The organism is Streptomyces sp. R35, assembly GCF_041053035.1.
Classification (GTDB): domain Bacteria; phylum Actinomycetota; class Actinomycetes; order Streptomycetales; family Streptomycetaceae; genus Streptomyces; species Streptomyces lutosisoli.
Genome location: NZ_CP163440.1, coordinates 6490385 through 6514375 on the forward strand (window position 1 = coordinate 6490385; position 23991 = coordinate 6514375).

19 protein-coding genes, 1 pseudogene and 1 riboswitch are annotated in these 23991 nt (G+C 69.2%); of the genes and pseudogenes, 15 read left to right on the forward strand and 5 right to left on the reverse strand.

All coding sequences use genetic code 11. From position 1 onward, the window contains the following. The first annotated feature begins 7 nt into the window (after window positions 1-7). From nuoE to nuoN, 10 genes are read left to right on the forward strand one after another with little or no spacing between them, the layout of a single operon-like run. Complete coding sequence (nuoE, locus tag AB5J50_RS29525) at window positions 8-751, forward strand: NADH-quinone oxidoreductase subunit NuoE (protein ID WP_369265544.1); 744 nt, start codon at window positions 8-10, stop codon at window positions 749-751. After that, window positions 751-2133, forward strand: a complete 1383-nt coding sequence (nuoF, locus tag AB5J50_RS29530; RefSeq protein ID WP_327430850.1) for an NADH-quinone oxidoreductase subunit NuoF — start codon at window positions 751-753, stop codon at window positions 2131-2133. The genes nuoE and nuoF overlap by 1 nt, the downstream gene beginning before the upstream one ends. Continuing rightward, window positions 2130-4634, forward strand: a complete 2505-nt coding sequence (locus AB5J50_RS29535) for an NADH-quinone oxidoreductase subunit G (protein WP_369261238.1) — start codon at window positions 2130-2132, stop codon at window positions 4632-4634. The genes nuoF and AB5J50_RS29535 overlap by 4 nt, the downstream gene beginning before the upstream one ends. Next, the gene (nuoH, locus tag AB5J50_RS29540) at window positions 4631-6004 is read left to right on the forward strand and encodes an NADH-quinone oxidoreductase subunit NuoH (protein ID WP_369261239.1); all 1374 of its coding nucleotides are present in this window, start codon (window positions 4631-4633) and stop codon (window positions 6002-6004) included. The genes AB5J50_RS29535 and nuoH overlap by 4 nt, the downstream gene beginning before the upstream one ends. Further along, complete coding sequence (nuoI, locus tag AB5J50_RS29545; RefSeq protein ID WP_327430853.1) at window positions 5997-6608, forward strand: NADH-quinone oxidoreductase subunit NuoI; 612 nt, start codon at window positions 5997-5999, stop codon at window positions 6606-6608. Before nuoH ends, nuoI begins: the two co-directional genes overlap by 8 nt. Continuing rightward, on the forward strand, window positions 6605-7420 hold the full coding sequence (locus AB5J50_RS29550) for an NADH-quinone oxidoreductase subunit J (protein WP_369261240.1): 816 nt from the start codon (window positions 6605-6607) through the stop codon (window positions 7418-7420). The genes nuoI and AB5J50_RS29550 overlap by 4 nt, the downstream gene beginning before the upstream one ends. Continuing rightward, window positions 7417-7716 (forward strand): NADH-quinone oxidoreductase subunit NuoK, encoded by a 300-nt coding sequence (gene nuoK / locus AB5J50_RS29555; protein WP_018568277.1) that lies wholly within the window; start codon window positions 7417-7419, stop codon window positions 7714-7716. The genes AB5J50_RS29550 and nuoK overlap by 4 nt, the downstream gene beginning before the upstream one ends. A 14-nt stretch (window positions 7717-7730) precedes the next feature. Then, window positions 7731-9644: an NADH-quinone oxidoreductase subunit L gene (nuoL, locus tag AB5J50_RS29560; protein ID WP_369261241.1), complete on the forward strand. Its 1914-nt coding sequence runs from the start codon at window positions 7731-7733 to the stop codon at window positions 9642-9644. Window positions 9645-9649: 5 nt separating this feature from the next. Beyond that, window positions 9650-11221, forward strand: coding sequence for an NADH-quinone oxidoreductase subunit M (locus tag AB5J50_RS29565; protein ID WP_369261242.1), 1572 nt, complete (start codon window positions 9650-9652; stop codon window positions 11219-11221). Beyond that, window positions 11218-12867 carry an NADH-quinone oxidoreductase subunit NuoN gene (nuoN, locus tag AB5J50_RS29570; RefSeq protein WP_327430857.1) on the forward strand — a complete coding sequence of 550 codons (1650 nt, stop codon included), beginning with the start codon at window positions 11218-11220 and terminating at the stop codon, window positions 12865-12867. The genes AB5J50_RS29565 and nuoN overlap by 4 nt, the downstream gene beginning before the upstream one ends. A gap of 96 nt (window positions 12868-12963) precedes the next feature. Here nuoN and AB5J50_RS29575 read toward each other — a convergent pair whose 3' ends face one another. After that, the gene (locus tag AB5J50_RS29575) at window positions 12964-13587 is read right to left on the reverse strand and encodes a hypothetical protein (protein ID WP_369261243.1); all 624 of its coding nucleotides are present in this window, start codon (window positions 13585-13587) and stop codon (window positions 12964-12966) included. A gap of 303 nt (window positions 13588-13890) precedes the next feature. Here AB5J50_RS29575 and recQ point away from each other — a divergent pair, with 303 nt between their 5' ends. Next, the gene (gene recQ / locus AB5J50_RS29580; RefSeq protein ID WP_369261244.1) at window positions 13891-15918 is read left to right on the forward strand and encodes a DNA helicase RecQ; all 2028 of its coding nucleotides are present in this window, start codon (window positions 13891-13893) and stop codon (window positions 15916-15918) included. A 165-nt stretch (window positions 15919-16083) separates the two neighbouring features. On the opposite strand, the pseudogene AB5J50_RS29585 reads toward recQ, so the two are convergent. Together AB5J50_RS29585 and fahA are read right to left on the reverse strand one after the other, a co-directional pair. Further along, a pseudogene (locus tag AB5J50_RS29585) lies at window positions 16084-16332 on the reverse strand (GntR family transcriptional regulator); the annotation flags it as partial. A 184-nt stretch (window positions 16333-16516) separates the two neighbouring features. Next, window positions 16517-17743, reverse strand: coding sequence for a fumarylacetoacetase (gene fahA / locus AB5J50_RS29590; protein ID WP_369261245.1), 1227 nt, complete (start codon window positions 17741-17743; stop codon window positions 16517-16519). A 228-nt stretch (window positions 17744-17971) separates the two neighbouring features. Between fahA and AB5J50_RS29595 the strand changes: the two genes are divergently transcribed. Together AB5J50_RS29595 and AB5J50_RS29600 are read left to right on the forward strand one after the other, a co-directional pair. After that, window positions 17972-19243: an ATP-grasp domain-containing protein gene (locus AB5J50_RS29595; RefSeq protein ID WP_327430861.1), complete on the forward strand. Its 1272-nt coding sequence runs from the start codon at window positions 17972-17974 to the stop codon at window positions 19241-19243. 28 nt (window positions 19244-19271) lie between these two features. Continuing rightward, a complete protein-coding gene (locus AB5J50_RS29600) occupies window positions 19272-20504 on the forward strand; it encodes an FAD-dependent oxidoreductase (RefSeq protein ID WP_369261246.1) in 1233 nt (410 codons plus the stop codon). A 140-nt stretch (window positions 20505-20644) separates the two neighbouring features. On the opposite strand, the gene AB5J50_RS29605 is transcribed toward AB5J50_RS29600, so the two are convergent. Beyond that, the gene (locus tag AB5J50_RS29605; protein ID WP_369261247.1) at window positions 20645-21241 is read right to left on the reverse strand and encodes a hypothetical protein; all 597 of its coding nucleotides are present in this window, start codon (window positions 21239-21241) and stop codon (window positions 20645-20647) included. A gap of 415 nt (window positions 21242-21656) precedes the next feature. Here AB5J50_RS29605 and AB5J50_RS29610 point away from each other — a divergent pair, with 415 nt between their 5' ends. Further along, complete coding sequence (locus tag AB5J50_RS29610) at window positions 21657-22469, forward strand: HAD family hydrolase (protein ID WP_369261248.1); 813 nt, start codon at window positions 21657-21659, stop codon at window positions 22467-22469. Between the two features lie 85 nt (window positions 22470-22554). Beyond that, window positions 22555-22992 (forward strand): GNAT family N-acetyltransferase, encoded by a 438-nt coding sequence (locus tag AB5J50_RS29615; protein ID WP_369261249.1) that lies wholly within the window; start codon window positions 22555-22557, stop codon window positions 22990-22992. Between the two features lie 12 nt (window positions 22993-23004). On the opposite strand, the gene AB5J50_RS29620 is transcribed toward AB5J50_RS29615, so the two are convergent. Then, window positions 23005-23754 (reverse strand): transglycosylase SLT domain-containing protein, encoded by a 750-nt coding sequence (locus AB5J50_RS29620; RefSeq protein ID WP_369261250.1) that lies wholly within the window; start codon window positions 23752-23754, stop codon window positions 23005-23007. Window positions 23755-23759: 5 nt separating this feature from the next. After that, a riboswitch (cyclic di-AMP (ydaO/yuaA leader) is annotated at window positions 23760-23919 on the reverse strand. Window positions 23920-23991: the final 72 nt, after the last annotated feature.

The following is a 23991-nucleotide window of genomic DNA, read 5'->3' on the forward strand; positions in this document are numbered from 1 at the left end:
CCTGGGCATGCCCCAACTGCCCGCGCCCGACTACCCGGACGACGTTCGAGCCCGGCTCGAAGCGGACGCGCGCGAGATCATCGCCCGCTACCCGGACTCCCGCTCGGCGCTCCTTCCGTTGCTGCATCTCGTGCAGTCGGAGGAGGGCCACGTCACGCGCACGGGCATGCGGTTCTGCGCGGACGTGCTGCGTCTGACCACGGCCGAGGTCACCGCGGTCGCGACCTTCTACTCGATGTACCGGCGCAAGCCGAGCGGTGACTACCAGGTGGGTGTCTGCACCAACACCCTGTGCGCGGTCATGGGCGGCGACGCGATCTTCGAGGCCCTCCAGGACCACCTGGGCGTCGGGAACGGCGAGACCACCGGCGACGGCAAGGTCACCCTGGAGCACATCGAGTGCAACGCGGCCTGCGACTTCGCGCCGGTCGTGATGGTCAACTGGGAGTTCTTCGACAACCAGACCGTGGACTCCGCCAAGCGCCTCGTCGACGAGCTGCGCGCGGGAGCCCAGGTCGAACCCACCCGCGGCGCCCCCATGTGCACCTTCAAGGACACCGCCCGGATCCTGGCGGGCTTCCCCGACGAGCGCGAGGGCGCCGTGGAAGCCGGCGGCAGCGCGGGCCCGGCATCACTGATCGGGCTGCGCCTGGCCAAGGGCGAGACGCAGCCTGCGCGCGTAGTACATCCGCGTGGTGAGGGTCCTCAGGACGATCGGCCTGCCGGCCCGACCGCAGAGGAGGGGGAGTGATGACCTTGGCACCCGAGAATGGGGGCACCGCCCGCGTGAGCGAATTCGAGCGTGGGGGAGAGACCAGCCCCGAGAAGCTGCTCGCACCCGTGCTGTCGGCCTTCTGGGACGAGGAGAAGTCCTGGACGCTCGACGTCTACCGAAGGCACGAGGGGTACGAGGGTCTGCGCAAGGCGCTCGCGATGTCACCCGACGACGTGATCGCGTACGTCAAGGACTCCGGGCTGCGCGGCCGAGGTGGTGCGGGATTCCCCACCGGAATGAAGTGGCAGTTCATTCCTCAGGGTGATGGCAAACCTCACTATCTAGTTGTCAACGCCGACGAATCGGAGCCGGGAACCTGCAAGGACATCCCGCTCCTCTTCGCGAACCCGCATAGCCTCATCGAGGGCATTGTGATCGCGTGTTATGCCATCCGGTCTTCGCATGCCTTCATCTATCTGCGCGGTGAAGTGGTCCCCGTATTGCGGCGGTTGCACGAGGCCGTGCGTGAGGCCTACGCGGCGGGCTACCTCGGCGAGAACATCCTGGGCAGCGGACTCGACCTCCAACTCACCGTGCACGCGGGCGCCGGCGCGTACATCTGCGGTGAGGAGACCGCACTGCTCGACTCGCTCGAAGGCCGCCGTGGTCAACCGCGGCTTCGTCCCCCTTTCCCTGCCGTCGCGGGCCTCTACGCGTGCCCGACTGTGGTGAATAACGTCGAATCGATCGCGTCAGTTCCCGCAATTCTCCACAAAGGCAAGGAATGGTTCAGGTCGATGGGGAGCGAGAAGTCTCCCGGCTTCACGCTCTACTCGCTCAGCGGCCACGTCGCCAACCCCGGCCAGTACGAAGCTCCGCTCGGCATCACCCTCCGTCAGCTCCTCGACATGAGCGGCGGGATGAGGCCCGGCCACCGGCTGAAGTTCTGGACGCCGGGCGGCTCCTCGACCCCGATGTTCACCGACGAGCACCTCGACGTCCCTCTTGATTACGAAGGAGTGGGCGCCGCGGGTTCCATGCTCGGCACCAAAGCGCTCCAGTGCTTCGACGAGACGACATGCGTCGTCCGCGCCGTCACCCGCTGGACCGAGTTCTACGCCCACGAGTCCTGCGGCAAGTGCACGCCGTGCCGCGAAGGAACGTACTGGCTCGTGCAGTTGCTGCGCGACATCGAGGCCGGCAAGGGCGTCATGTCCGACCTCGACAAGCTGAACGACATCGCCGACAACATCAACGGCAAGTCGTTCTGCGCCCTCGGCGACGGCGCCGCCTCGCCGATCTTCTCCTCGCTCAAGTACTTCCGCGAGGAGTACGAGCAGCACATCACGGGCCGCGGCTGCCCCTTTGACCCGGCCAAGTCCACGGCTTGGGCCGATCGCACGGAGGTGAACGCATGACAGTGACCACCAGCGCTCCCTCCGGAGGCGGGGAGGCGGCGGTCCCGCGGGAAGATCTCGTCTCGCTGACGATCGACGGCGTGGAGATCAGCGTGCCCAAGGGCACCCTGGTCATCCGGGCCGCCGAACAACTCGGCATCGAGATCCCCCGGTTCTGCGACCATCCCCTGCTCGACCCGGCCGGCGCCTGCCGCCAGTGCATCGTCGAGGTCGAGGGCCAGCGCAAGCCCATGGCGTCCTGCACGATCACCTGTACGGACGGGATGGTCGTCAAGACCCACCTCACCTCGCCCGCCGCCGAAAAAGCCCAGAAGGGTGTGATGGAGCTCCTGCTCATCAACCACCCGCTGGACTGCCCGGTCTGCGACAAGGGCGGCGAGTGCCCGCTGCAGAACCAGGCCATGTCGCACGGCCATGCCGAGTCCCGCTTCGAGGGCAGGAAGCGGACGTACGAGAAGCCGGTCCCGATCTCCACCCAGGTACTGCTCGACCGCGAGCGGTGCGTGCTGTGCGCCCGCTGCACCCGGTTCTCCAACCAGATCGCCGGCGACCCCATGATCGAGCTGATCGAGCGGGGCGCGCTCCAGCAGGTCGGCACCGGTGAGGGCGACCCCTTCGAGTCGTACTTCTCCGGGAACACCATTCAGATCTGCCCGGTGGGTGCGCTGACCTCGGCGGCGTATCGCTTCCGCTCACGCCCCTTCGACCTCATCTCCTCGCACTCCGTGTGCGAACACTGCTCCGGCGGCTGCGCCACCCGCACCGACCACCGGCGCGGCAAGGTCATGCGCCGCCTCGCGGCTCCCGACCCGGAGGTCAACGAGGAGTGGCTCTGCGACAAGGGGCGGTTCGGGTTCCGCTACGCGCAGCAGCGGGACCGCCTGGACACGCCTCTCGTCCGCAACGCCGACGGTGTCCTTGAACCCGCCTCCTGGCCGGAGGCGCTCGAAGCGGCGGCCGAAGGGCTGCTGGCGGCTCGCGGCAGGACCGGCGTCCTGACCGGTGGCCGGCTCACCGTCGAAGACGCCTACGCCTACAGCAAGTTCGCGCGCGTGGCCCTCGACACGAACGACATCGACTTCCGCGCGCGCGTGCACAGCGCCGAGGAGGCCGACTTCCTGGCCGCCCGGGTCGCCGGACGCGGTCGGGACCTCGACGGTACGGGCGTCACGTACACCTCTCTGGAGAAGGCACCCGCCGTTCTGCTCGTCGGGTTCGAGTCCGAGGAGGAGGCCCCCGGCGTCTTCCTGCGGCTGCGCAAGGCGTGGCGGGGGCACGGGCAGAGGACCTACTCGCTCGCCACGTACGCGACGCGCGGCCTGGAGAAGGCGGGCGGCACGCTGCTGCCCGCCGCGCCCGGCACCGAGACCGAGTGGCTGGACGCCCTCGCGAGCGGCGTCGGTCTGGAGGGCGACGGCGCCGAAGCCTCAGAGGCCCTGCGCGCCGAAGGCGCCGTGATCGTCGTGGGCGAGCGCCTGGCCGCAGTGGCGGGCGGGCTCACCGCCGCCGTACGGGCGGCGTCCGCGACCGGCGCCCAGCTGGTGTGGATTCCGCGCCGGGCCGGGGAGCGCGGCGCGATCGAGGCGGGCGCGCTGCCGTCGCTGCTGCCGGGCGGACGTCCGGCCACCGACCCGCGCGCGCGGGACGAGGTCGCGGCCGCCTGGGGCGTCTCCGAACTCCCGCACCGCTACGGACGCGACACCGGCCAGATCGTCGAGGCCGCCGCCGGGGGCGAACTGCGGGCCCTGCTGGTCGCCGGTGTGGAGATCGCCGACCTTCCCGACCCGGCACGCGCGCGTACGGCACTGTCCGAAGTGGGCTTCCTGGTGTCGCTGGAACTGCGCCCCGGCGAGGTCACCGAGCACGCCGACGTCGTCCTTCCGGTCGCCGCGGTCGCCGAGAAGCCGGGCACCTTCCTCAACTGGGAAGGCCGGGTCCGCCTCTTCGAGGCGGCGCTCAAGCCGGACCAGATGACCCGTCGCCTGGCGCCCACCGACGCGCGCGTCCTGCAGATGCTGGCCGACGCCATGGACGTACACCTGGGTCTGCCGGATCTGCGCACCGCGCGCGGGGAGCTGGACCGGCTCGGCGCCTGGGACGGCCCGCGGGCCACCGAACCCCTGGAGGTGGCGGCCCAGTTGCCGCGTCCGGCCGCCGGAGAGGCCGTACTGGCAGGCCACCGGATGCTGCTCGACCAGGGCCGCCTCCAGGAGGGCGACGACGCGCTCGCCGGGACCCGGCACGCCGCACGCGCGCGTGTGTCGGCCGCCACGGCCGCCGAGGCCGGCGTCAAGAACGGCGACGTCCTCGCCGTGACCGGCCCCTCCGGAGTGGTCGAACTCCCGCTGGAGATCACCGAGATGCCCGACCGCGTGGTCTGGCTCCCGCTGAACTCCACCGGAGGGGGCGTCGCCTCCGACACCGGGGCGCTGCCCGGCGCACTCGTCCGCATCGGCCCGGCGACCCTCGCCGCCGAGGCCCCCAAGGAGGTGGAGGCATGAGCCCGTACCTCGCCGCTGAGGACCTCTCCATGTTCGGCAGCGACCCCTGGTGGCTGGTCGTCATCAAGGCGGTCTTCTGCTTCGCCTTCCTGATGGTGACCGTGCTCTTCTCCATCGTGTGGGAGCGCAAGGTCGTCGCCTGGATGCAGCTGCGCATCGGCCCCAACCGGCACGGCCCCTGGGGGATGCTCCAGTCGCTCGCCGACGGCGTCAAACTGATGCTCAAGGAAGACGTCATCGTCAAACGCGCGGACAAGGTGGTCTACGTCCTCGCGCCGATCGTCGCGGCCATCCCGGCCTTCATGGCGATCGCGGTGATCCCCTTCGGGCCCGCCGACAACGAGATCTCGATCTTCGGGCAGCGCACCACGATGCAGCTCACCGACCTGCCGATCGCGATGCTCTACATCCTCGCGGTCGCCTCGGTGGGCATCTACGGGATCGTGCTGGCGGGCTGGAGTTCTGGATCCACCTATCCGCTGCTGGGCGGCCTGCGGTCCTGCGCGCAGATGATCTCGTACGAGATCGCCATGGGCGCCGCCTTCGCCTCGGTGTTCCTCTACTCCGGGTCGATGTCGACCTCGACGATCGTCGAGCAGCAGCACGACCGCTGGTACATCATCCTGCTGCCGGTCTCCTTCGTGATCTACATCATCACGATGGTCGGTGAGACCAACCGCGCCCCCTTCGACATGCCGGAGTCCGAGGGCGACCTGGTCGGCGGCTTCAACACCGAGTACTCGTCCATCAAGTTCGCGCTGTTCATGCTCGCCGAGTACGTGAACATGGTGACGGTCTCGGCCGTGTCGACCACGCTCTTCCTGGGCGGCTGGCGGGCCCCCTGGCCGATCAGCACCTTCTGGGAGGGCGCCAACCACGGCTGGTGGCCGATGCTCTGGTTCGTGGTGAAGGTGCAGCTGCTGCTGTTCTTCTTCATCTGGCTGCGCGGCACACTCCCGCGCGTCCGCTACGACCAGCTGATGAAGCTCGGCTGGAAGGTCCTCATCCCGGTCTCCGTGGTCTGGCTGATGCTCGTCGCGACCGTACGGACGCTGCGGAACGAGAACTACGACTTCGCGGACATCGCCCTGTACGTCGGTGGAGGCGTCCTCGTCCTGCTGCTGCTCTCGTTCGCGGCGGACATCTTCCGCGACAAGCAGGGCGCTCAGGAGGCGCCCGCCGAACCCGCCGCCTTCGACCCGATGGCCGGTGGATTCCCGGTACCGCCGCTGCCGGGACAGGAGCTGCCGCCGGTGCCTCGGCGCCGCCCGCGCCGCGAGCGGGAGCTGATTGTCAGTGGTGGGTCCGATACTGCGAGTGACGGATCAATTGGCGGATCTCGTGACGGAAAGGAGGGGTCCGATGGCTGAGGAGCCGAAGGAGACCGGGCAGACGAAGCCTGGCTTCCAGAACCCCGTCGCCGGCTTCGGCGTGACCTTCAAGGCCATGTTCAAGAAGCGGCTGACCGAGCAGTACCCGGAGCAGCAGAAGACCACGGCCCCGCGGTTCCACGGCCGGCACCAGCTCAACCGCCACCCGGACGGTCTGGAGAAGTGCGTCGGCTGCGAGCTGTGTGCCTGGGCCTGTCCGGCGGACGCCATCTATGTGGAGGGCGCGGACAACACCGACGAGGAGCGCTACTCGCCGGGCGAGCGGTACGGCCGCGTCTACCAGATCAACTACGCCCGCTGCATTCTGTGCGGCCTGTGCATCGAGGCGTGCCCCACGCGCGCGTTGACGATGACGAACGAGTTCGAGCTGGCCGACTCGAGCCGCGCCAACCTCATCTACACCAAGGAGCAGCTGCTCGCCGGTCTCGAAGAGGGCATGGTCGACACACCGCACTCGATCTTCCCCGGCACGGACGAGCAGGACTACTACCGGGGCCTGGTGACCGAGGCGGCGCCCGGCACGGTGCGCCAAGTCGCTGTCTCCAAGGGCGAGCAGCCCGCTGGAGAGGAGGTGGAGGCATGAGCAATCTGGCCGCCTACTCCACCTCCACCGGAGAGGCCTTCCAGTTCTGGGTCCTCGGCACCGTCGCCGTGATCGGCGCCCTGTGCACCGTCTTCATGAAGAAGACCGTGCACAGCGCGCTCAGTCTCGCCGGGACCATGATCGTCCTGGCGGTGTTCTACCTCGCCAACGGGGCGTACTTCCTGGGCGTCGTGCAGATCATCGTCTACACCGGCGCGATCATGATGCTGTTCCTGTTCGTGGTCATGCTCGTCGGCGTCACCGCGGCGGACTCCCTGAAGGAGACCATCAAGGGCCAGCGCTGGCTGGCCCTGGCGTGCGGCCTCGGTTTCGGCGTCCTGCTGATCGCCGGCATCGGCAACGCGTCCATCAAGGACTTCAACGGCCTGGGCAAGGCGAACGCGAACGGCAATGTGGAGGGCCTCGCCGCCCTCATCTTCACGAAGTACGTGTTCGCCTTCGAAATCACCGGCGCTCTCCTCATCACGGCCGCCGTCGGCGCCATGGTGCTCACGCACCGCGAGCGCACCGAGCGCGCCAAGACCCAGCGCGAGCTGTCCGAGCAGCGCGTACGGGAGGGCAAGCACGTACCGCCGCTCCCGGCGCCCGGCGTCTACGCCCGGCACAACGCGGTGGACATCGCGGGCCTCCTCCCGGACGGCACCCCGTCCGAGCTGACCGTCAACAAGACGCTGCGGGAGCGCGGCCAGATCCGGGATGTGTCCTCCGAGGCGCTGAGCGATCTGAAGGCCCTGGAGCAGCGCGCCGAGGAGCGTCTGGAGCGCACGAAGACGGAGGAGGCGTCCAAGTGAACCCGGTCAACTACCTCTATCTCGCCGCCCTGTTGTTCACGATCGGCGCCACCGGCGTACTGATCAGGCGGAACGCGATCGTGGTGTTCATGTGCGTCGAGCTCATGCTCAACGCCTGCAACCTCGCGTTCGTGGTCTTCTCCCGTATGCACGGCAATCTCGACGGCCAGATCATCGCCTTCTTCACGATGGTCGTCGCCGCCGCGGAGGTCGTGGTCGGGCTCGCGATCATCGTGTCGCTGTTCCGTTCCCGCCACTCGGCCTCGGTCGACGACGCCAGCCTGATGAAGCTGTAAGGGGTCGCTGAATCGTGGAGAACCTGATTGCGCTGCTCGTAGCGGCGCCTCTGCTCGGAGCGGCCGTACTGCTGTGCGGCGGAAGGCGGCTTGATGCCGTCGGCCACTGGATCGGTACCGCGCTCGCGGCCACCTCCTTCGTGATCGGCGTCGTGCTCTTCACCGACATGCTGGGGAAGAGCGCCGGGGATCGGACCCTGACGCAGCACCTGTACAGCTGGATCGCCGTCGGAAACTTCCAGGCGGACGTCGGCTTCCAGCTCGACCAGCTGTCGATGACCTTCGTCCTGCTGATCACCGGCGTCGGCTCGCTGATCCACCTGTACTCGGTCGGGTACATGGAGCACGACGAGCGCAAGCGCCGCTTCTTCGGCTATCTGAACCTGTTCCTCGCGGCGATGCTGCTTCTCGTCCTCGCCGACAACTACCTGCTGCTGTACGTCGGATGGGAGGGCGTGGGCCTCGCCTCGTACCTGCTCATCGGCTTCTGGCAGCACAAGCCCAGCGCCGCCACCGCCGCGAAGAAGGCCTTCCTGGTCAACCGCGTCGGCGACATGGGCCTGTCCATCGCCATCATGCTGATGTTCACGACCTTCGGGACCTTCGCCTTCGGGCCGGTGCTCGGCACCGAGGAGCACCCGGGGCTGGTCGGAGACGCCACCGAGGGCAAGCTGACCGCCGTCGGCCTGATGCTGCTGCTCGCCGCCTGCGGCAAGTCCGCCCAGGTGCCGCTGCAGTCCTGGCTCGGGGACGCGATGGAGGGCCCGACCCCGGTCTCGGCCCTCATCCACGCCGCGACCATGGTGACCGCGGGTGTGTACCTGATCGTCCGCTCGGGCGCGATCTTCAACGCGGCGCCCGACGCACAGCTCGTCGTCACCGTGGTCGGCGCCGTCACGCTCCTCTTCGGTGCGATCGTCGGTTGCGCGAAGGACGACATCAAGAAGGCGCTCGCCGGCTCGACCATGTCGCAGATCGGCTACATGGTGCTGGCCGCGGGCCTCGGCCCCATCGGCTACGTCTGGGCGATCATGCACCTGGTGACGCACGGTTTCTTCAAGGCCGGGCTCTTCCTCGGCGCCGGTTCGGTCATGCACGGCATGAACGACGAAGTCGACATGCGGAAGTTCGGCGGCCTTCGGAAGTACATGCCGATCACCTTCGTCACCTTCGGCCTCGGCTACCTCGCCATCATCGGCTTCCCGTACTTGTCCGGCTTCTTCTCCAAGGACAAGATCATCGAAGCGGCCTTCGCCAAGGGCGGCACCGAGGGCTGGATCCTCGGCGGCGCGGCTCTGCTGGGCGCGGCCATCACGGCGTACTACATGACGCGCGTGATGATCATGACCTTCTTCGGCGAGAAGCGCTGGCAGCCGGATGCGGAAGGCCACGCGCCGCACCCGCACGAGTCCCCGAGGTCCATGACGATCCCCATGATCGTGCTGGCCTTCGGATCGGTCTTCGCGGGCGGTTTCTTCAGCATCGGCGACCGCTTCCTGAACTGGCTGGAGCCGGTCACCGGGCACTCGGAGGGCAACTCGCCCGTCAGCGCCCTCACGGTCACGCTGGCCACCATGGCACTGCTCGTCGTCGGCGCCGGCATCGCGTACGCCCAGTACGGGCGCAGTCCCGTCCCGGTCGTCGCCCCGCGCGGCTCCCTGCTCACCCGGGCCGCCCGGCGCGACCTGTTGCAGGACGACTTCAACCACGTCGTGCTGGTGCGCGGCGGTGAGCACCTCACGCGCTCCCTGGTGTACGTCGACCACACCCTGGTCGACGGGGTCGTCAACGGTACGGCGGCCTCGATGGGCGGCCTCTCCGGGCGGCTGCGCAAGCTGCAGAACGGCTATGCGCGCAGTTACGCGGTCTCGATGTTCGGCGGTGCGGCGATCCTCATCGCCGCGACCCTGCTGATGAGGGCGGTCTGATACCGATGTCCTTTCCACTGCTGACAGCGACGGCGGCGCTCCCGGCCCTCGGGGCGATCGCCACGGCCGCCGTGCCGGCCGCGCAGCGCGTCGCCGCCAAGTGGCTGGCGCTGTGCGTCTCGCTCGGCACCCTGGTGCTCGCCGCCGTGACCCTGGTGCGCTTCGATCCCGGCGGCGACCGCTACCAGCTCACCGAATCCCACTCCTGGATCAAGGCCTTCGGGGTGCGGTACCAGTTGGGGGTGGACGGCATCGGGGTGGCGCTCGTCGCGCTGACCGCCCTGCTGATCCCGTTCATCATCCTGGCGGGCTGGCACGACGCGGACCCGCACGAGACCGGCAACAAGAGGTGGCGGCCGACGCAGGGCTTCTTCGCTCTGATCCTGGCCGTCGAGGCGATGGTGATCATCTCCTTCGAGGCCACCGACGTCTTCCTCTTCTACATCTTCTTCGAAGCCATGCTGATCCCGATGTACTTCCTCATCGGCGGCTTCGGAGACAAGGCCCACGAACACGGCGACGAAGTGGCGGCCACGCAACGGTCGTACGCCGCGGTGAAGTTCCTCCTCTACAACCTGGTCGGCGGCCTGATCATGCTGGCCGCCGTCATCGGCCTCTACGTAGTCGCCGGGAACTTCTCGCTCCCGGAGATCGTGCAGGCCCGCGCCAACGGCTCGCTGCACATGGCGACCAGCACGGAGCGGTGGCTGTTCCTCGGCTTCTTCTTCGCGTTCGCGGTGAAGGCGCCCCTGTGGCCGCTGCACACCTGGCTGCCCAACGCCATGGGTGAGGCCACCGCCCCGGTCGCCGTACTGATCACGGCGGTGGTCGACAAGGTCGGCACCTTCGCGATGCTCCGCTTCTGCCTCGGGCTCTTCCCGGAGGCCAGCAAGTGGGCGACGCCGGTCATCCTCGTACTCGCCCTGATCAGCATCGTCTACGGGGCGCTGCTCGCGGTCGGCCAGCGGGACATCAAGCGGCTGGTCGCGTACGCGTCGATCTCGCACTTCGGGTTCATCATCCTGGGCATCTTCGCGATGACCACCCAGGGCCAGTCGGGCGCGACGCTCTACATGGTCAACCACGGGATCTCGACCGCCGCCCTGATGCTGGTGGCGGGCTTCCTGATCTCGCGGCGCGGCTCGCGTCTGATCGCCGACTACGGAGGGGTGCAGAAGGTCGCCCCGGTGCTCGCCGGCACCTTCCTGATCGGCGGCCTCGCGACCCTCTCGCTCCCCGGGCTCGCGCCCTTCGTGAGTGAATTCCTCGTCCTGGTCGGCACGTTCACGCGCTACCCGGCCGTCGGCATCATCGCCACCTTCGGCATCGTCCTCGCCGCGCTCTACACGCTCGTCCTCTACCAGCGGACGATGACGGGCCCGGTGAAGGCGGAGGTCGCCGAGATGCCCGACCTCAGGGTGCGCGAGCTCCTGGTGGTCGCTCCGCTGATCGCACTGCTGATCTTCCTGGGCGTCTACCCGAAGCCGGTCACCGACATCGTCAACCCGGCGGTCCAGCAAACCATGTCAGACGTACACAAGACGGACCCCAAGCCCGAGGTGGAGGCGGCCAAGTGAGCGCAGCAGCCGTCCACAGCCTGTGGACAACCGCGGCCGATCCGATCTCCAAGATCGACGCGCCGAAGATCGAATACGGGCAATTGTCGCCCACCTTGATCGTCATTGGTGCGGCGATCGTCGGGGTGTTGATCGAGGCGTTCGTGCCGCGCAAGTCGCGCTACTACGCCCAGGTGTTCGTCGCCGTCGTCGCACTCGCCGCCGCGTTCGCCGCGGTCGTCGCCCTCGCGGCGGGCGGATACGGCACGACAAAGGCGCACATCGCGGCGATGGGCGCGATCGCCGTCGACGGACCGGCCCTGTTCCTCCAGGGCACGATCCTCCTGGCCGGACTGCTCGGTGTGTTCACCTTCGCCGAGCGGCGCCTCGACCCGGAGGCGCACGGAAACCGGGTCGACTCGTTCGCCGCACAGGCCGCGTCCGTGCCCGGCAGCGACAGCGAGAAGGCCGCCGTGAAGGCCGGGTTCACCACCACCGAGGTGTTCCCGCTCCTGCTCTTCGCGATCAGCGGCATGCTGGTCTTCCCGTCGGCCAACGACCTGTTGACGCTGTTCATCGCGCTGGAGGTCTTCTCCCTCCCGCTCTACCTCCTGTGCGCCGTGGCCCGCCGCAAGCGGCTCATGTCGCAGGAGGCCGCGGTGAAGTACTTCCTGCTCGGCGCCTTCGCCTCCGCGTTCACGCTCTTCGGCATCGCCCTGCTGTACGGGTACGCGGGCTCGGTGTCGTACGCGACGATCGCGCAGGTCGTCGACGGCACCATCCAGAACGTCGACCCGGCGCTCGCCGGCACCATGGGCAACGACGTGCTGCTGCTCATCGGCGCCGCCATGGTCGTCATGGGCCTGCTCTTCAAGGTCGGCGCGGTGCCGTTCCACATGTGGACGCCGGACGTCTACCAGGGCGCGCCGACACCGGTCACCGGCTTCATGGCGGCGGCGACGAAGGTGGCCGCCTTCGGCGCGCTGCTGCGTCTGCTGTACGTCGTCCTGCCTGGCCTGCGCTGGGACTGGCGGCCGGTCATGTGGGCCGTCGCGATCGTCACCATGCTGGGCGGCGCGATCGTGGCGATCACCCAGACCGACATCAAGCGGCTCCTGGCGTACTCGTCGATCGCGCACGCGGGCTTCATCCTCGCGGGTGTCATCGCGACCTCGCCGGACGGTGTCTCGTCGGTGCTCTTCTATCTGGCCGCGTACTCGTTCGTCACGATCGGCGCCTTCGCCGTTGTGACGCTCGTACGGGACGCGGGCGGCGAGGCCACACACCTGTCCAAGTGGGCCGGTCTCGGGCGCAGGTCCCCGCTGGTGGCGGCCGTGTTCGCGGTCTTCCTGCTGTCCTTCGCGGGCATCCCGCTGACCTCCGGTTTCGCCGGAAAGTTCGCCGTGTTCAAGGCGGCGGCGGAGGGTGGCGCGGCCCCGCTGGTCGTGGTCGGTGTGATCTCCTCGGCGATCGCGGCGTTCTTCTACATCCGGGTGATCGTGCTCATGTTCTTCAGTGAGCCGCGGCCGGAGGGCCCGACGGTCGCTGTGCCGTCGCCGCTGACCATGACGGCGATCGGGGTGGGCGTGGCGGTCACGCTGGTACTGGGTGTGGCGCCGCAGTACTTCCTGGATCTGGCAGGGCAGGCGGGGGTCTTCGTCCGCTGAGCCAAACAGGTGTCGGTGAACCAGGCAGGTGCCGGTGAACCAAGCTAGTGCCGGGCCCCGCTTCCTCCTCGGGAGGGAGCGGGGCCCGAGCCATGTTCAGTGGGCCATGTTGGCCATGTCGGTTGTTTGGCCCGTGGGAGCCGTGGGAGATGCGTGGGCTGTGTGGCCCGGGCGGGCCGGGCACTTCACCGTGGGATTCCATCGGTTGAACAAGCCGTTGGGGTTGTCCTTCCAGATCCAGACGTGCAGGTCGTAGTGGATCGGCATGGTGGCGTTGTGGCCGGGCATCGGGCCGTCGAACTTCTGACCGCCGAACATCGAGGGCCTGTCGTTGCTCGTCTTCAGGTTGTGGTCGGCGTCCGGAACGATCCACTCCACCCCAGCGAGTCGGCGCTTCCCGTCCATCCCGTCCTCATAGAGGAGAGACGCGGGTTTCGCCGGGTCGACCGAGCCGTAGAGGGACTCCTTGAAGTAGTGGTAGCCCATGCTGCCGTGACCCGCGGGGTCCTCGGAGCACCGATTGGGGACGTATCCATCGGCGATGGCGGCCGACTCGTCGAGGTACTTCGCGGTCGCGACATACGCCGTGGCCAGCTCCTCCTGGACCTTCGGGTCGTCGGGGTCGTCCGCGGTGGCATGGGCGGGGACGGTGGCCAGAGCGAAGGACGCCGCGGCGGCTGTCGTGAGGGCGATGGCGGTCCTGAGCGGACGCTGGGACATGCGATGACTCCTAGAGGCACGAGAGGCACGAGAGGCACGAGAGGCGTACGGGACGGCGCCGGCCCGTCGGGCGCGGGCTCCCTCCCCCGCCCGAGCAGCATGTCCCGTGGTCGTGGGGCGTCGCCATGCGTAGGGGGCCAACGGGCTGAACGCCGGCGGGTGCGCCGCCCGGGGAGCGCGGTGAGCCGGGAACCGGTGCGGACGGGAGTCGGCCGGTCGCAGCCTGTGGATAACTCTGAGGCTGTCGGTCCGGAGCCCTATGGTGGCTGTCGTGGGCGAAGCACGACGGACGGGGGACGGGCGATGGGCGGGACGGGTGTGATGACCGAAGCGGACGCGACGGAGACACGGAGTGACAGCGAGGCACTGGCCACGCTCCACCGGGTCTTCGGGTACGACGCCTTCCGCGGCGAGCAGGAAGCGATCATCGAGCATGTGGTGGCGGGCGGTGATGCCGTCGTCCTGATGCCGACGGGTGGCGGCAAGTCGCTCTGCTACCAGATTCCGGCACTGGTCAGACCCGGTACGGGCGTCGTGGTCTCCCCTCTCATCGCGCTGATGCAGGACCAGGTGGACGCGCTGCGCGCGCTGGGCGTGCGTGCCGGGTTCATGAACTCGACGCAGGACTTCGACGAGCGGCGGGTGGTCGAGGCGGAGTTCCTGGCCGGGGAGCTGGACGTGCTCTACCTGGCCCCGGAGCGGCTGCGGCTGGACACCACCCTCGACCTGCTGTCGCGCGCGAAGATCTCGGTCTTCGCGATCGACGAGGCGCACTGTGTGGCCCAGTGGGGTCACGACTTCCGTCCCGACTACCTGGCGCTGTCGCTGCTGGGCGAGCGCTGGCCCGACGTCCCGCGGATCGCGCTGACGGCCACGGCCACCCGCGCGACGCACAAGGAGATCACCCAGCGCCTGGGCATGCCGAGCGCCCGTCACTTCGAGGCGAGCTTCGACCGCCCCAACATCCAGTACCGGATAGTTCCGAAGGCCGACCCCAGGAAGCAACTGCTGTCCTTCCTGCGCGAGGAGCACACGGGCGACGCGGGCATCGTGTACTGCCTCTCGCGCAACTCGGTGGAGAAGACCGCCGAGTTCCTCTCCCGCAACGGCATCGAGGCGGTGCCGTACCACGCGGGCCTGGACGCGGGCACCCGCGCCACCCACCAGTCGCGCTTCCTGCGCGAAGAGGGCCTGATCGTGGTCGCCACCATCGCCTTCGGCATGGGCATCGACAAGCCGGACGTACGGTTCGTCGCCCACCTCGACCTGCCGAAGTCCGTCGAGGGCTACTACCAGGAGACGGGCCGCGCGGGCCGCGACGGACTGCCGTCCACGGCTTGGATGGCCTACGGCCTCCAGGACGTGGTCCAGCAGCGCAAGATGATCCAGAGCTCGGAGGGCGACGAGGCGTTCCGCCGCCGGGCGGCCGCCCACCTGGACTCGATGCTGGCCCTGTGCGAGACGGCGCAGTGCCGGCGCTCCCAGCTCCTGGCCTACTTCGGCCAGGACCCGAACACCCCCGCGTGCGGCAACTGCGACACGTGTCTGACGCCGCCCGAGACCTGGGACGGCACGGTCGCGGCGCAGAAGCTGCTGTCCACGGTGGTGCGCTTGCAGCGCGAGCGGGGGCAGAAGTTCGGCGCGCTCCAGATCGTCGACATCCTGCTGGGGCGCCGGACCGCCAAGGTGATCCAGTTCGACCACGACCAGCTGTCCGTCTTCGGTATCGGCGAGGAACTCTCCGAGTCCGAATGGCGGGGTGTCGTCAGGCAGTTGCTGGCCCAGGGGCTGCTCGCGGTCGAGGGCGAGTACGGGACGCTGGTGCTGACCGAGGACAGTGGGACGGTGCTGCGGCGCGAGCGCGAGGTGCCGTTGCGCAAGGAGCCGCCGAAGCCGGTGACCTCCCGGTCGGGGTCCGGTTCCGGCTCGGGCCGCGGCGAGCGCAAGGCCAAGGCCGCCGTCGCCGAGCTGCCCCCGGAGCTGATCCCCGCCTTCGAGGCCCTGCGCACCTGGCGCGCCGAACAGGCCCGCGAACAGGGCGTCCCGGCGTACGTCATCTTCCACGACGCGACACTGCGGGAGATCGCCACAGCGTGGCCCACCTCGGTGAGCGGCCTGGGCGGCATCAGCGGGGTCGGCGAGAAGAAGTTGGCGACGTATGGCGAAGGCGTGGTGGCGGTCCTCGCGTCACTGGGAGGGGCTCCTGGAGCCGCTCCTGTAGCCGCTTCTGCAGCCGCTCCCAAGGCGGCTCCGGCGCGGGTGATCGCTGAGGCGCCGGACCCGGACTGGCCGGAGATGTACGAGGAACCGGCGCCGGAGGACTGGATATAGGGGTACGGGCGGGGCGCCCTGACCGCCCCCCGCTGTGGGCCTGTGTGCCGCCGGCGGTGCCGACCGGGAGGTCACAGCGCCCATGACGCATACGCCCTGACGTCCGCGTCCGGGTCCGACACAGCCGTGGCGAGGGCGGCACGGGCGTCCTCGTCGACCCCCGCGGAGGCGCTCCACCAGGCCCTCCGCGCGGAGCAGGTCGAGGGCTTGGCGGACGGTGTTGCGCGAGGCGCGGTAGTCGGTGCCGATGGCGACCTCGTGCGGCAGTGTGTCGTCCGGGAAGCCGCCGGTCAGCACCTGGTGGCGGAGCAGGTCGGCGAGTTGCCGGGCCCGGTCGGCGCGCAGCCGGCGCCTGCGGGCGGCAACGGTGGTCGCGCCTTGGCCGGCGTGGTCTCGGATGCGTTCGGAGGGCATGCGACGGACCATACCGACGGGGCGTGGGGGGGGGCGTTGCTGGAGCGTTGCGCCACCTGGGGGTGGGGTGGGGACTGTGCTGACCTGGGGTTTGCCCGTGTCCTGCGGAAGATCTGCCACCGCCGGGGGGCCGGTGCCTGGGGGCTCGGCCCCCAGGCCTCCGTATCGCGCTTCGCGCTCGTCCTCAGACGCCGGACGGACTGATCCGTCCCCTCACCTCGCCCAGGCCCACCCGCGTGCCACCCGGCCCCGGAGCCCACGCCGTCAGTGTCACCTCGTCGCCGTCCTCCAGGAACGTGCGCTTGCCGTCGGGGAGGTCGAGGGTGTCGCGGCCGTTCCAGGTGAGTTCGAGGAGGGAGCCGCGTTCGGCTTCGGAGGGGCCGCTGACGGTGCCCGAGCCGTACAGGTCGCCGGTGCGCAGGGAGGCGCCGTTGACCGTCATATGGGCCAGCTGCTGGGCGGCCGTCCAGTACATGGTGGAGAAGGGGGGCTCGGAGACGACGTGGCCGTTGAGGGCGACGGAGATACGGAGGTCGTAGCCGCCGGGGTCCTCGGAGGAGTCGTCGAGGTAGGGGAGAAGGGGGTGCGTGCGGGTGGGGGGCGCGACGCGGGCGTCCTCCAGGGCGTCGAGCGGGGTGATCCATGCCGACACCGACGTGGCGAAGGACTTGCCGAGGAAGGGGCCGAGGGGGACGTACTCCCAGGCCTGGATGTCGCGCGCCGACCAGTCGTTGAGGAGGCAGAGGCCGAAGACGTGGTCGCGGAAGGAGGAGAGGGGGACGGACGAGCCCATGGCCGACGGGGCGCCGACCACGAAGCCGACCTCCGCCTCGATGTCCAGGCGGATGGAGGGGCCGAAGACGGGAGCGGCGTCGGCAGGCGCCTTCCGCTGGCCCGAGGGGCGGATCACCTCCGTCCCCGACACCACCACCGTGCCCGAACGGCCGTGGTAACCGATCGGCAGGTGCTTCCAGTTGGGGGTGAGGGAGTCGGCGGCGTCGGGGCGGAAGATCTGGCCGACGTTCCGGGCGTGGTTCTCGGAGGCGTAGAAGTCGACGTAGTCCGCCACGTCGAAGGGGAGGTGCAGGGTCACCTCGGAGAGAGGGTGGAGATGGGGTGCGAGGGTCTCCCGGTGGGACGGGACCGTCACCCAGGCCGTGAGCGCGCGCCGTACGTCGGACCAGGCCGTACGGCCCGCCGCGAGCAGCGGGTTCAGGGTCGGCCGGCCCAGCAGCTCGGCGTACGGGGAGCCGAGTGCCCGGGCCGCCGCGCCCGCGTCGAGTACGTGGTCGCCGAGGCGGACGCCGACGGTTCGTTCCGAGGAGCCGGCCGCGTCGTTCGGGGAGAACACGCCGTACGGAAGGTTGTGCGGGCCGAAGGGATCGCCCTCGGGGACATCGAAGGGGGGCATCGGTTGGTGCCTCGCTTTCGGATTCGTACTCGCCATGTGATCCATGTGTTCCACGCGTTCCATGTGGTCGCGGCACACGTTACGGGGGAGTGACCATGCTGTGGCAGTGCCTAAAGAGTTCGCAATGTCCGAATAGGCCTTGTCGGACGAGTCAATTCCGGCTTAGCGTCCTTTGGGGGACACGGACGGGGTGGGTCCGGTCCGTAGGGGGGACGCGTGGGGGGACCCGTGGCCAGGAGCTCCAGCAGCGTGCCGGTCGACGCCGACCGGGACGTCCCTGGGCTCATCGTGAAGTTCGGCGACTATCCACTGCACCACGGCGGGGTGGGCGCCATCCGAAGCCTGGGCCGACTCGGCATACCGATGTATGCGATCACGGAGGACCGTTACACACCGGCCGCGGCTTCACGCTATCTGCGCCGCGCCTTCGTCTGGCCGACCACCGGGACGGAGGAGCCGGAGCGGCTCGTCGAAGGGTTACTGCGCATCGGCCGTCGCATCGGCAGGCCGACCGTCCTCGTCCCGACGGACGAAGAGGCCGCCGTACTGATCGCCGAACACCAGGACGAGCTGGGGGACCGCTTCCTCTTTCCGCGCATCGACGCCAAGCTGCCGCGTCGCCTCGCCAGCAAGCAGGGGCTGCACGAACTCTGTATGGAGCATGGCATTCCGAGCCCCGCGGCGGCCTTTCCGCAGTCGTACGAGGAGATCGTGGCGTTCGCCGAGAGCGCCCGCTTCCCGCTCGTCGCCAAGAACCGCGAGGCGTTCGTGCGCCGCAGCCGGCCGGCGGTGAACGGGACGACGAAGATCGCGACCCGCGAGGGGCTGCTCACGCTCGCCCGGGACTGGGGTGCGCAACCCGGAGTGATCCTCCAGGAGTACCTGCCGAGAGAGGAGGCAGAGGACTGGATCGTGCACGCGTACTTCGACGCGGACTCGACGCCGCTCGCGATGTTCACGGGCGTGAAGGTCCGCTCCTGGCCGCCGCACGCGGGAATGACGGCGAATGCGTACGTCGTCGACAATCCGGAACTCGCGGACCTCGCCGCGCGTTTCATCAAACAGATCGGCTTCAGCGGCGTCATCGACCTGGACCTGCGCTTCGACCGGCGCGACGGACAGTACAAGCTCCTTGACTTCAACCCACGGATGGGCGCGCAATTCCGGCTCTTCGAGAACGAGTCGGGGATCGACGTCGTCCGTGCCATGCATCTGGATCTGACCGGACGGAGCGTTCCTGAGGGGGAACAACGCGCCGGTCACCGGTACATCGTGGAGAACATCGACCTGCCGGCCCTGCTCGCCTACCGGCGCAGCGGCTATACGACACCGCACGCGCCGGCTCGCGCGAGTGGTACGGAGCTGGCATGGCTCGCGGGTGACGACCTGCGGCCGTTCTTCACGATGCTCGCGCGCTTCGTGCGGCCGGGCGCGAAGCATCTGTATCAGCTGTGGCGGACCAACCGCCGCGGCAGCACCAACAGTTCCACCACGAAGTAGACGTAGTACGTCCTGGGGAGGGGACTTCGTGATTCATCCGGTAGCAGTCATCGGTGCCGGGCCATTCGGCCTGTCCACCGCCGCCCATCTGCGGGCGCGTGGTGTTCCGGTGCGTGTGTTCGGCGAGCCCATGGTGAGCTGGCGCGATCACATGCCCGAGGGAATGCTGCTCAAGTCGACCCCGGCCGCGTCCAGCATCGATGCCCCGCAGCACGGGCACACGCTTCTCGACTACTGCAACGCGGCGGGGATACCGCGACTGGTCACGGACGAGGACATCATCCCGGTCGAGACGTTCATCGCGTACGGGGAGTGGTTCCAGCAGAAGCTCGTGCCCGAGCTGGAGCGGGTGCGGGTCGTCTCGGTCGACCGCAAAGGCGGCCGCGACGGCTCCGGGGGCTCGGGGGGTTCCGGGGGCTTTGAACTCAAGCTGGACTCGGGGGAGTTGTTCACCGCGCGGGCGGTCGTGGTGGCCACCGGGCTGTCCGGGCTCGCCCATCTGCCCGCCGAACTCGCGGGTGCGGCGGCGGACGGGCCCACGCCTACGGGCCCGGTCTCCCACAGCTCCCAGCACCACGACCTGAAGCGGTTCTCCGGCAAGGAGCTCATCGTCGTCGGCGCGGGCCAGTCCGCCCTGGAGACGGCGGCGCTCGCGGCGGAGGCGGGTGCGCAGGTGCGGCTGGTGGCCCGCGGCAAGGGCGCCGTCGACTTCGGCGCGCCGCCGTGGGAGCAGCCGAAGCTGCGCCCCGAGTCGCCGTTCGGCCGTGCCTGGTCCCTGTGGGCGCTGAGCTACTACCCGCAGCCCTATCGCTACCTGCCCGCCCAGGCCCGGCACTTCCTGGTCCGCCGGGTGCTCGGGCCGCTCGGTGCCTGGTGGCTCCGGGACCGTTTCGAGGGCAAGGTCGGCGTCCGCGAGGTCTCCCGGATCGTCGGCGCCGGGGCCACCGACGGCAGCCCCGTGCTCTCCGTCCAGACCCACGGCGGCCGGGTCGAGGAACTCTCCGCCGACCACGTCATAGCCGCGACCGGCTACCGCGTCGACATCGCCGCGATGGACTTCCTCGGGCACGAGTTGCGTACGGAGCTGGGGGTGAGCCGGGGCACGCCCAAGCTGGGCGCCGGGTATCGGTCCTCCGTGCCCGGGCTGTACTTCACTGGGTTGCCGGCGGCGGCTTCGTACGGGCCGGTGATGCGGTTCGTGTGCGGGACGGAGTTCGCTTCACCGCGGTTGGCGAAGCATCTGGTGGCCGCGCACGGGTGAGGCCGTACGGGTGAGGCCGTACGGGCTGAGGTCGTATGGCTGAGGTCGCATGGCTGTGGTCGTACGGGCTGAGGTCGTACGGCTGAGGGGCGCCGCCCGTCGGCCGCGCCCCTCGCGCCCGTTGGCCGCCGCCCCCGGCGTCACGCCGACTTCTGCCAGGCCAGGTAGTCGGTGATGAGCTCCGGTGGGTTGGCGGCTTCGGTCGCCTCGATCTCCCAGCCGGGGCAGTCCATGTCGAAGACCACGACGGGGAGCGGGCGGCCTAAGACCTTCTCGATCAGACCGCTCGCGCGCAGGTGGCGTGCGAGGTCGATGCAGGCGTCGTAGAAGTGGAGCCGGAGCAGGTCGGACCTGGCGTCCAGCTCGTCCTCCTCTTCCTCGGGCAGATCCATGGTGAGGAAGTCGTACTCGCCGTCGAACCAGATCCCCAGCCGCTTGACCTCGTCCACGTACAGGGGGCTTCCGGTGGGGTCCTCGGGCACGTTGCCGAGCATCTCGAAGCCGTCGAGCAGCCAGCAGGCGTAGTTCCAGCGGGCCTCTCCCGGGTCCTCCGGGTAGGTCTGCTGCTCGTACTGGGTCTCGGTGTTGTACCCGATGGCCACGTACGGGTGCCGATCGTCGCCGTCGATTCGCCAGATACGGAAGGAGAGGGCGTAGATCTCGGGCTTGAGGGCTTCCGGGAAGCGCCGGACGACGTCTTCGGCGGCGGTTCGGAGGTGTTGCCGGAAGGGGGTCACCGTGTGGAGTCCAGGAGGAAGGCAGCCTGGGTGACGCTGAGTTGGGGGCCGGCCGAGCCGCTGTCGCCGCTCTTGGTCCACTCGTCGGGCTTGAGGTTCATGTGTCTCCCCGCACTCTCTCGATGAAGGCCGGCGGCCCTTGGGTCGTCAGGGCCTGCGCCCGGATCATTCCACCCCGCCAACTCCACGCCACCACCGACCACTTCACCGTCCTCCCCCGCGCAACCCGCACCGCTCGCACAACCCGAACCGCTTGCACTGCCCGTACCGATCCTGCTGCCCGAACCGGCCGTGCTGCCCGAACCGGCCGCGCTGTCCGTGCCGCCCGTGCGGTGAACGGCGTTGCGGACGGGATACCGGACGTCGTCCGGTTCACGCCGGGCCGATGTGTCGTTCGATCCGTATTCTTCGGATCATGGCCGCTCCGACTGCATATTCACTCATCGCCACTGACCTGGACGGAACGCTGCTGCGCGGCGACGACACACTCTCCGACCGGTCGCGGGCCGCGTTGGCGAGAGCCACGGCTGAGGGGGCCCGGCATCTGGTGGTGACGGGACGGCCGGCGCCGAGGGTCCGACCGCTCCTCGACGAACTCGGCGGCGAGGGGCTGGCGGTGTGCGGGCAGGGGGCGCAGTTGTACGACGCCGGGGCGGACCGTCTGCTGTGGTCGGTGACCCTGGACAGGGAGCTGGCGGAGACCGCGCTGGGCAAGATCGAGGCGGAGGTCGGGCTGCTCTACGCGGCGGTGGACCAGGACGGCGTGGACGGACTGACGCTGATCGAGCCGGGGTATGTGATGCCGCATCCGACGCTGCCGGCGGTGCGGGTGCGGCGGCGCGACGACCTGTGGACGGAGCCGATCAGCAAGGTGTTGCTCCGTCACCCCTCCTTGTCCGACGACGAGTTGGCGTCGGCGGCGCGCGGAGTGGTGGGTTCCCTGGCGACGGTCACCATGTCGGGGCCGGGCACCGTCGAACTTCAGCCATGTGGCGTGACCAAGGCGACGGGGCTCGCCCTCGCCGCCGAACACCTCGGGCTCGGCCCCGCCACCACCCTCGCCTTCGGCGACATGCCCAATGACATCCCGATGTTCGACTGGGCCGCCCACGGTGTCGCCATGGCCAACGCCCACCCGGAACTCAAGGCGGTGGCCGACGAGGTGACCTTGTCGAACGAGGACGACGGGATCGCCGTGGTGCTGGAGCGGCTGTTCGAGGGCCGTTAGGCCCGGCCGCGCCGACACCTCCGTCCCGCTTCTGTCCCGCTGTCGCGACCCTGCGGTCCGGGAGGCGGCCGATACGCTCCGGCGCATGAGCGTTCAGGTGGAGATCATCCGGGAAGCGAGTCAAGAACTTGTCGACGCCTTCGGCCGGTTGCTGCCGCAGCTGTCCTCGACCGCCAAGCCACTCGACCGCGAGGCGGTCGAGCGGATGGTGTCCTGCGATGCGAACACGGTGCTGGTCGCCCGGGCGGCGGGCGAGATCGTCGGCACGCTGACCCTGGTACTGCTTCCCGTGCCGTCCGGGCTGCGCGGTCGCATCGAGGACGTGGTTGTGGACGTTGCGGCGCGCGGCCGGGGCATCGCGGCGCTGCTGACTCAGGAAGCTCTGCGGATGGCCCGGGAAGCGGGCGCCCGGACCGTCGATCTGACCTCCCGGCCGGATCGGCCGGCCGCGAACCGGCTGTATGAACGTCTTGGTTTCCAGGCCCGGCAGTCGACGGTCTACCGGTACCTGGTGGACGGGTAGGGGGAGGGCTGGTCAGTAGGCCCCGTTGACGTTGTCGATCGAGCCGTACACCGCCGCCGCGTAGTTGCAGGCCGCCGTGATGTTCGCGACCGGGTCGTAGGGGTTCGTCGACGTGCCGGCGACGTGGTAGGCGTTGAAGGTCGGGTCGATGACCTGGAGGAGGCCCTTGGAGGGGGTGCCGGCGACAGCGTTGGAGTCCCAGTTGTTGATGGCCAGGGGGTTGCCCGAGGACTCGCGCATCACGTTGCGGTAGATGCCGTTATAGGTGCCCGGAATGCCCGACTTGGCCATGATGTCCAGGGACTGCTTGATCCAGCCGTCGAGGTTGTTGGTGTACGTCGTGGCGGAGGCGGGGGTGGTCGTGATTGCCTTCGCCGTCGAGCTCGACGTGGTCGACTTCACGGTCTTCGTGCCCACCGTCAGCGTCAGGCCCGGGCGGATCAGGGCCGGGTTCGCACCGATGACCGCTCTGTTCGCCTCGTACAGCTTCTTCCAGCCGCCGCTCGTGGGGTTCTTCTGCGCGATCGTGGAGAGGGTGTCGCCGGCGGCCACCTTGTAGGTGAGGAGCTGGACCTCCGGAGTCGTGACCGCGGCGGTCTTCGCGACCTGTGCCACCTGTGCCACCTGGGTCGGTGTGGCCGCGTGCGCGCCGGTCGCGCTCACGAGGGGGAGCGCGAGCGCGGCTCCGCTCGTGCCGACGGCGATCATGCCGCGGGTGAGGGTGCTGGTCTTGGGGCGGCGGTGCTTGCCTCGTACGGGCATGGCGCTTTTCCTCTCCGGTGCCTGCGAGGTGAGCTGTCGGGTTCGGGCGGGAGATGCCCGGCCGCGCTGTGGACGCGGCTTCACCCCTAGCCGTTCCGGGGTTCCGGTTCGGCGGCTTACCTGGGTCCCCCGCTCCTGCCGTGCGTGCGTGGGTGGGTGGGGTTTCCGGGCGGCGGCAGGATTCGGCGATCCGCTCGGATCGACGTGAACGTATGCGAGAGCACATGTCGGGAACAA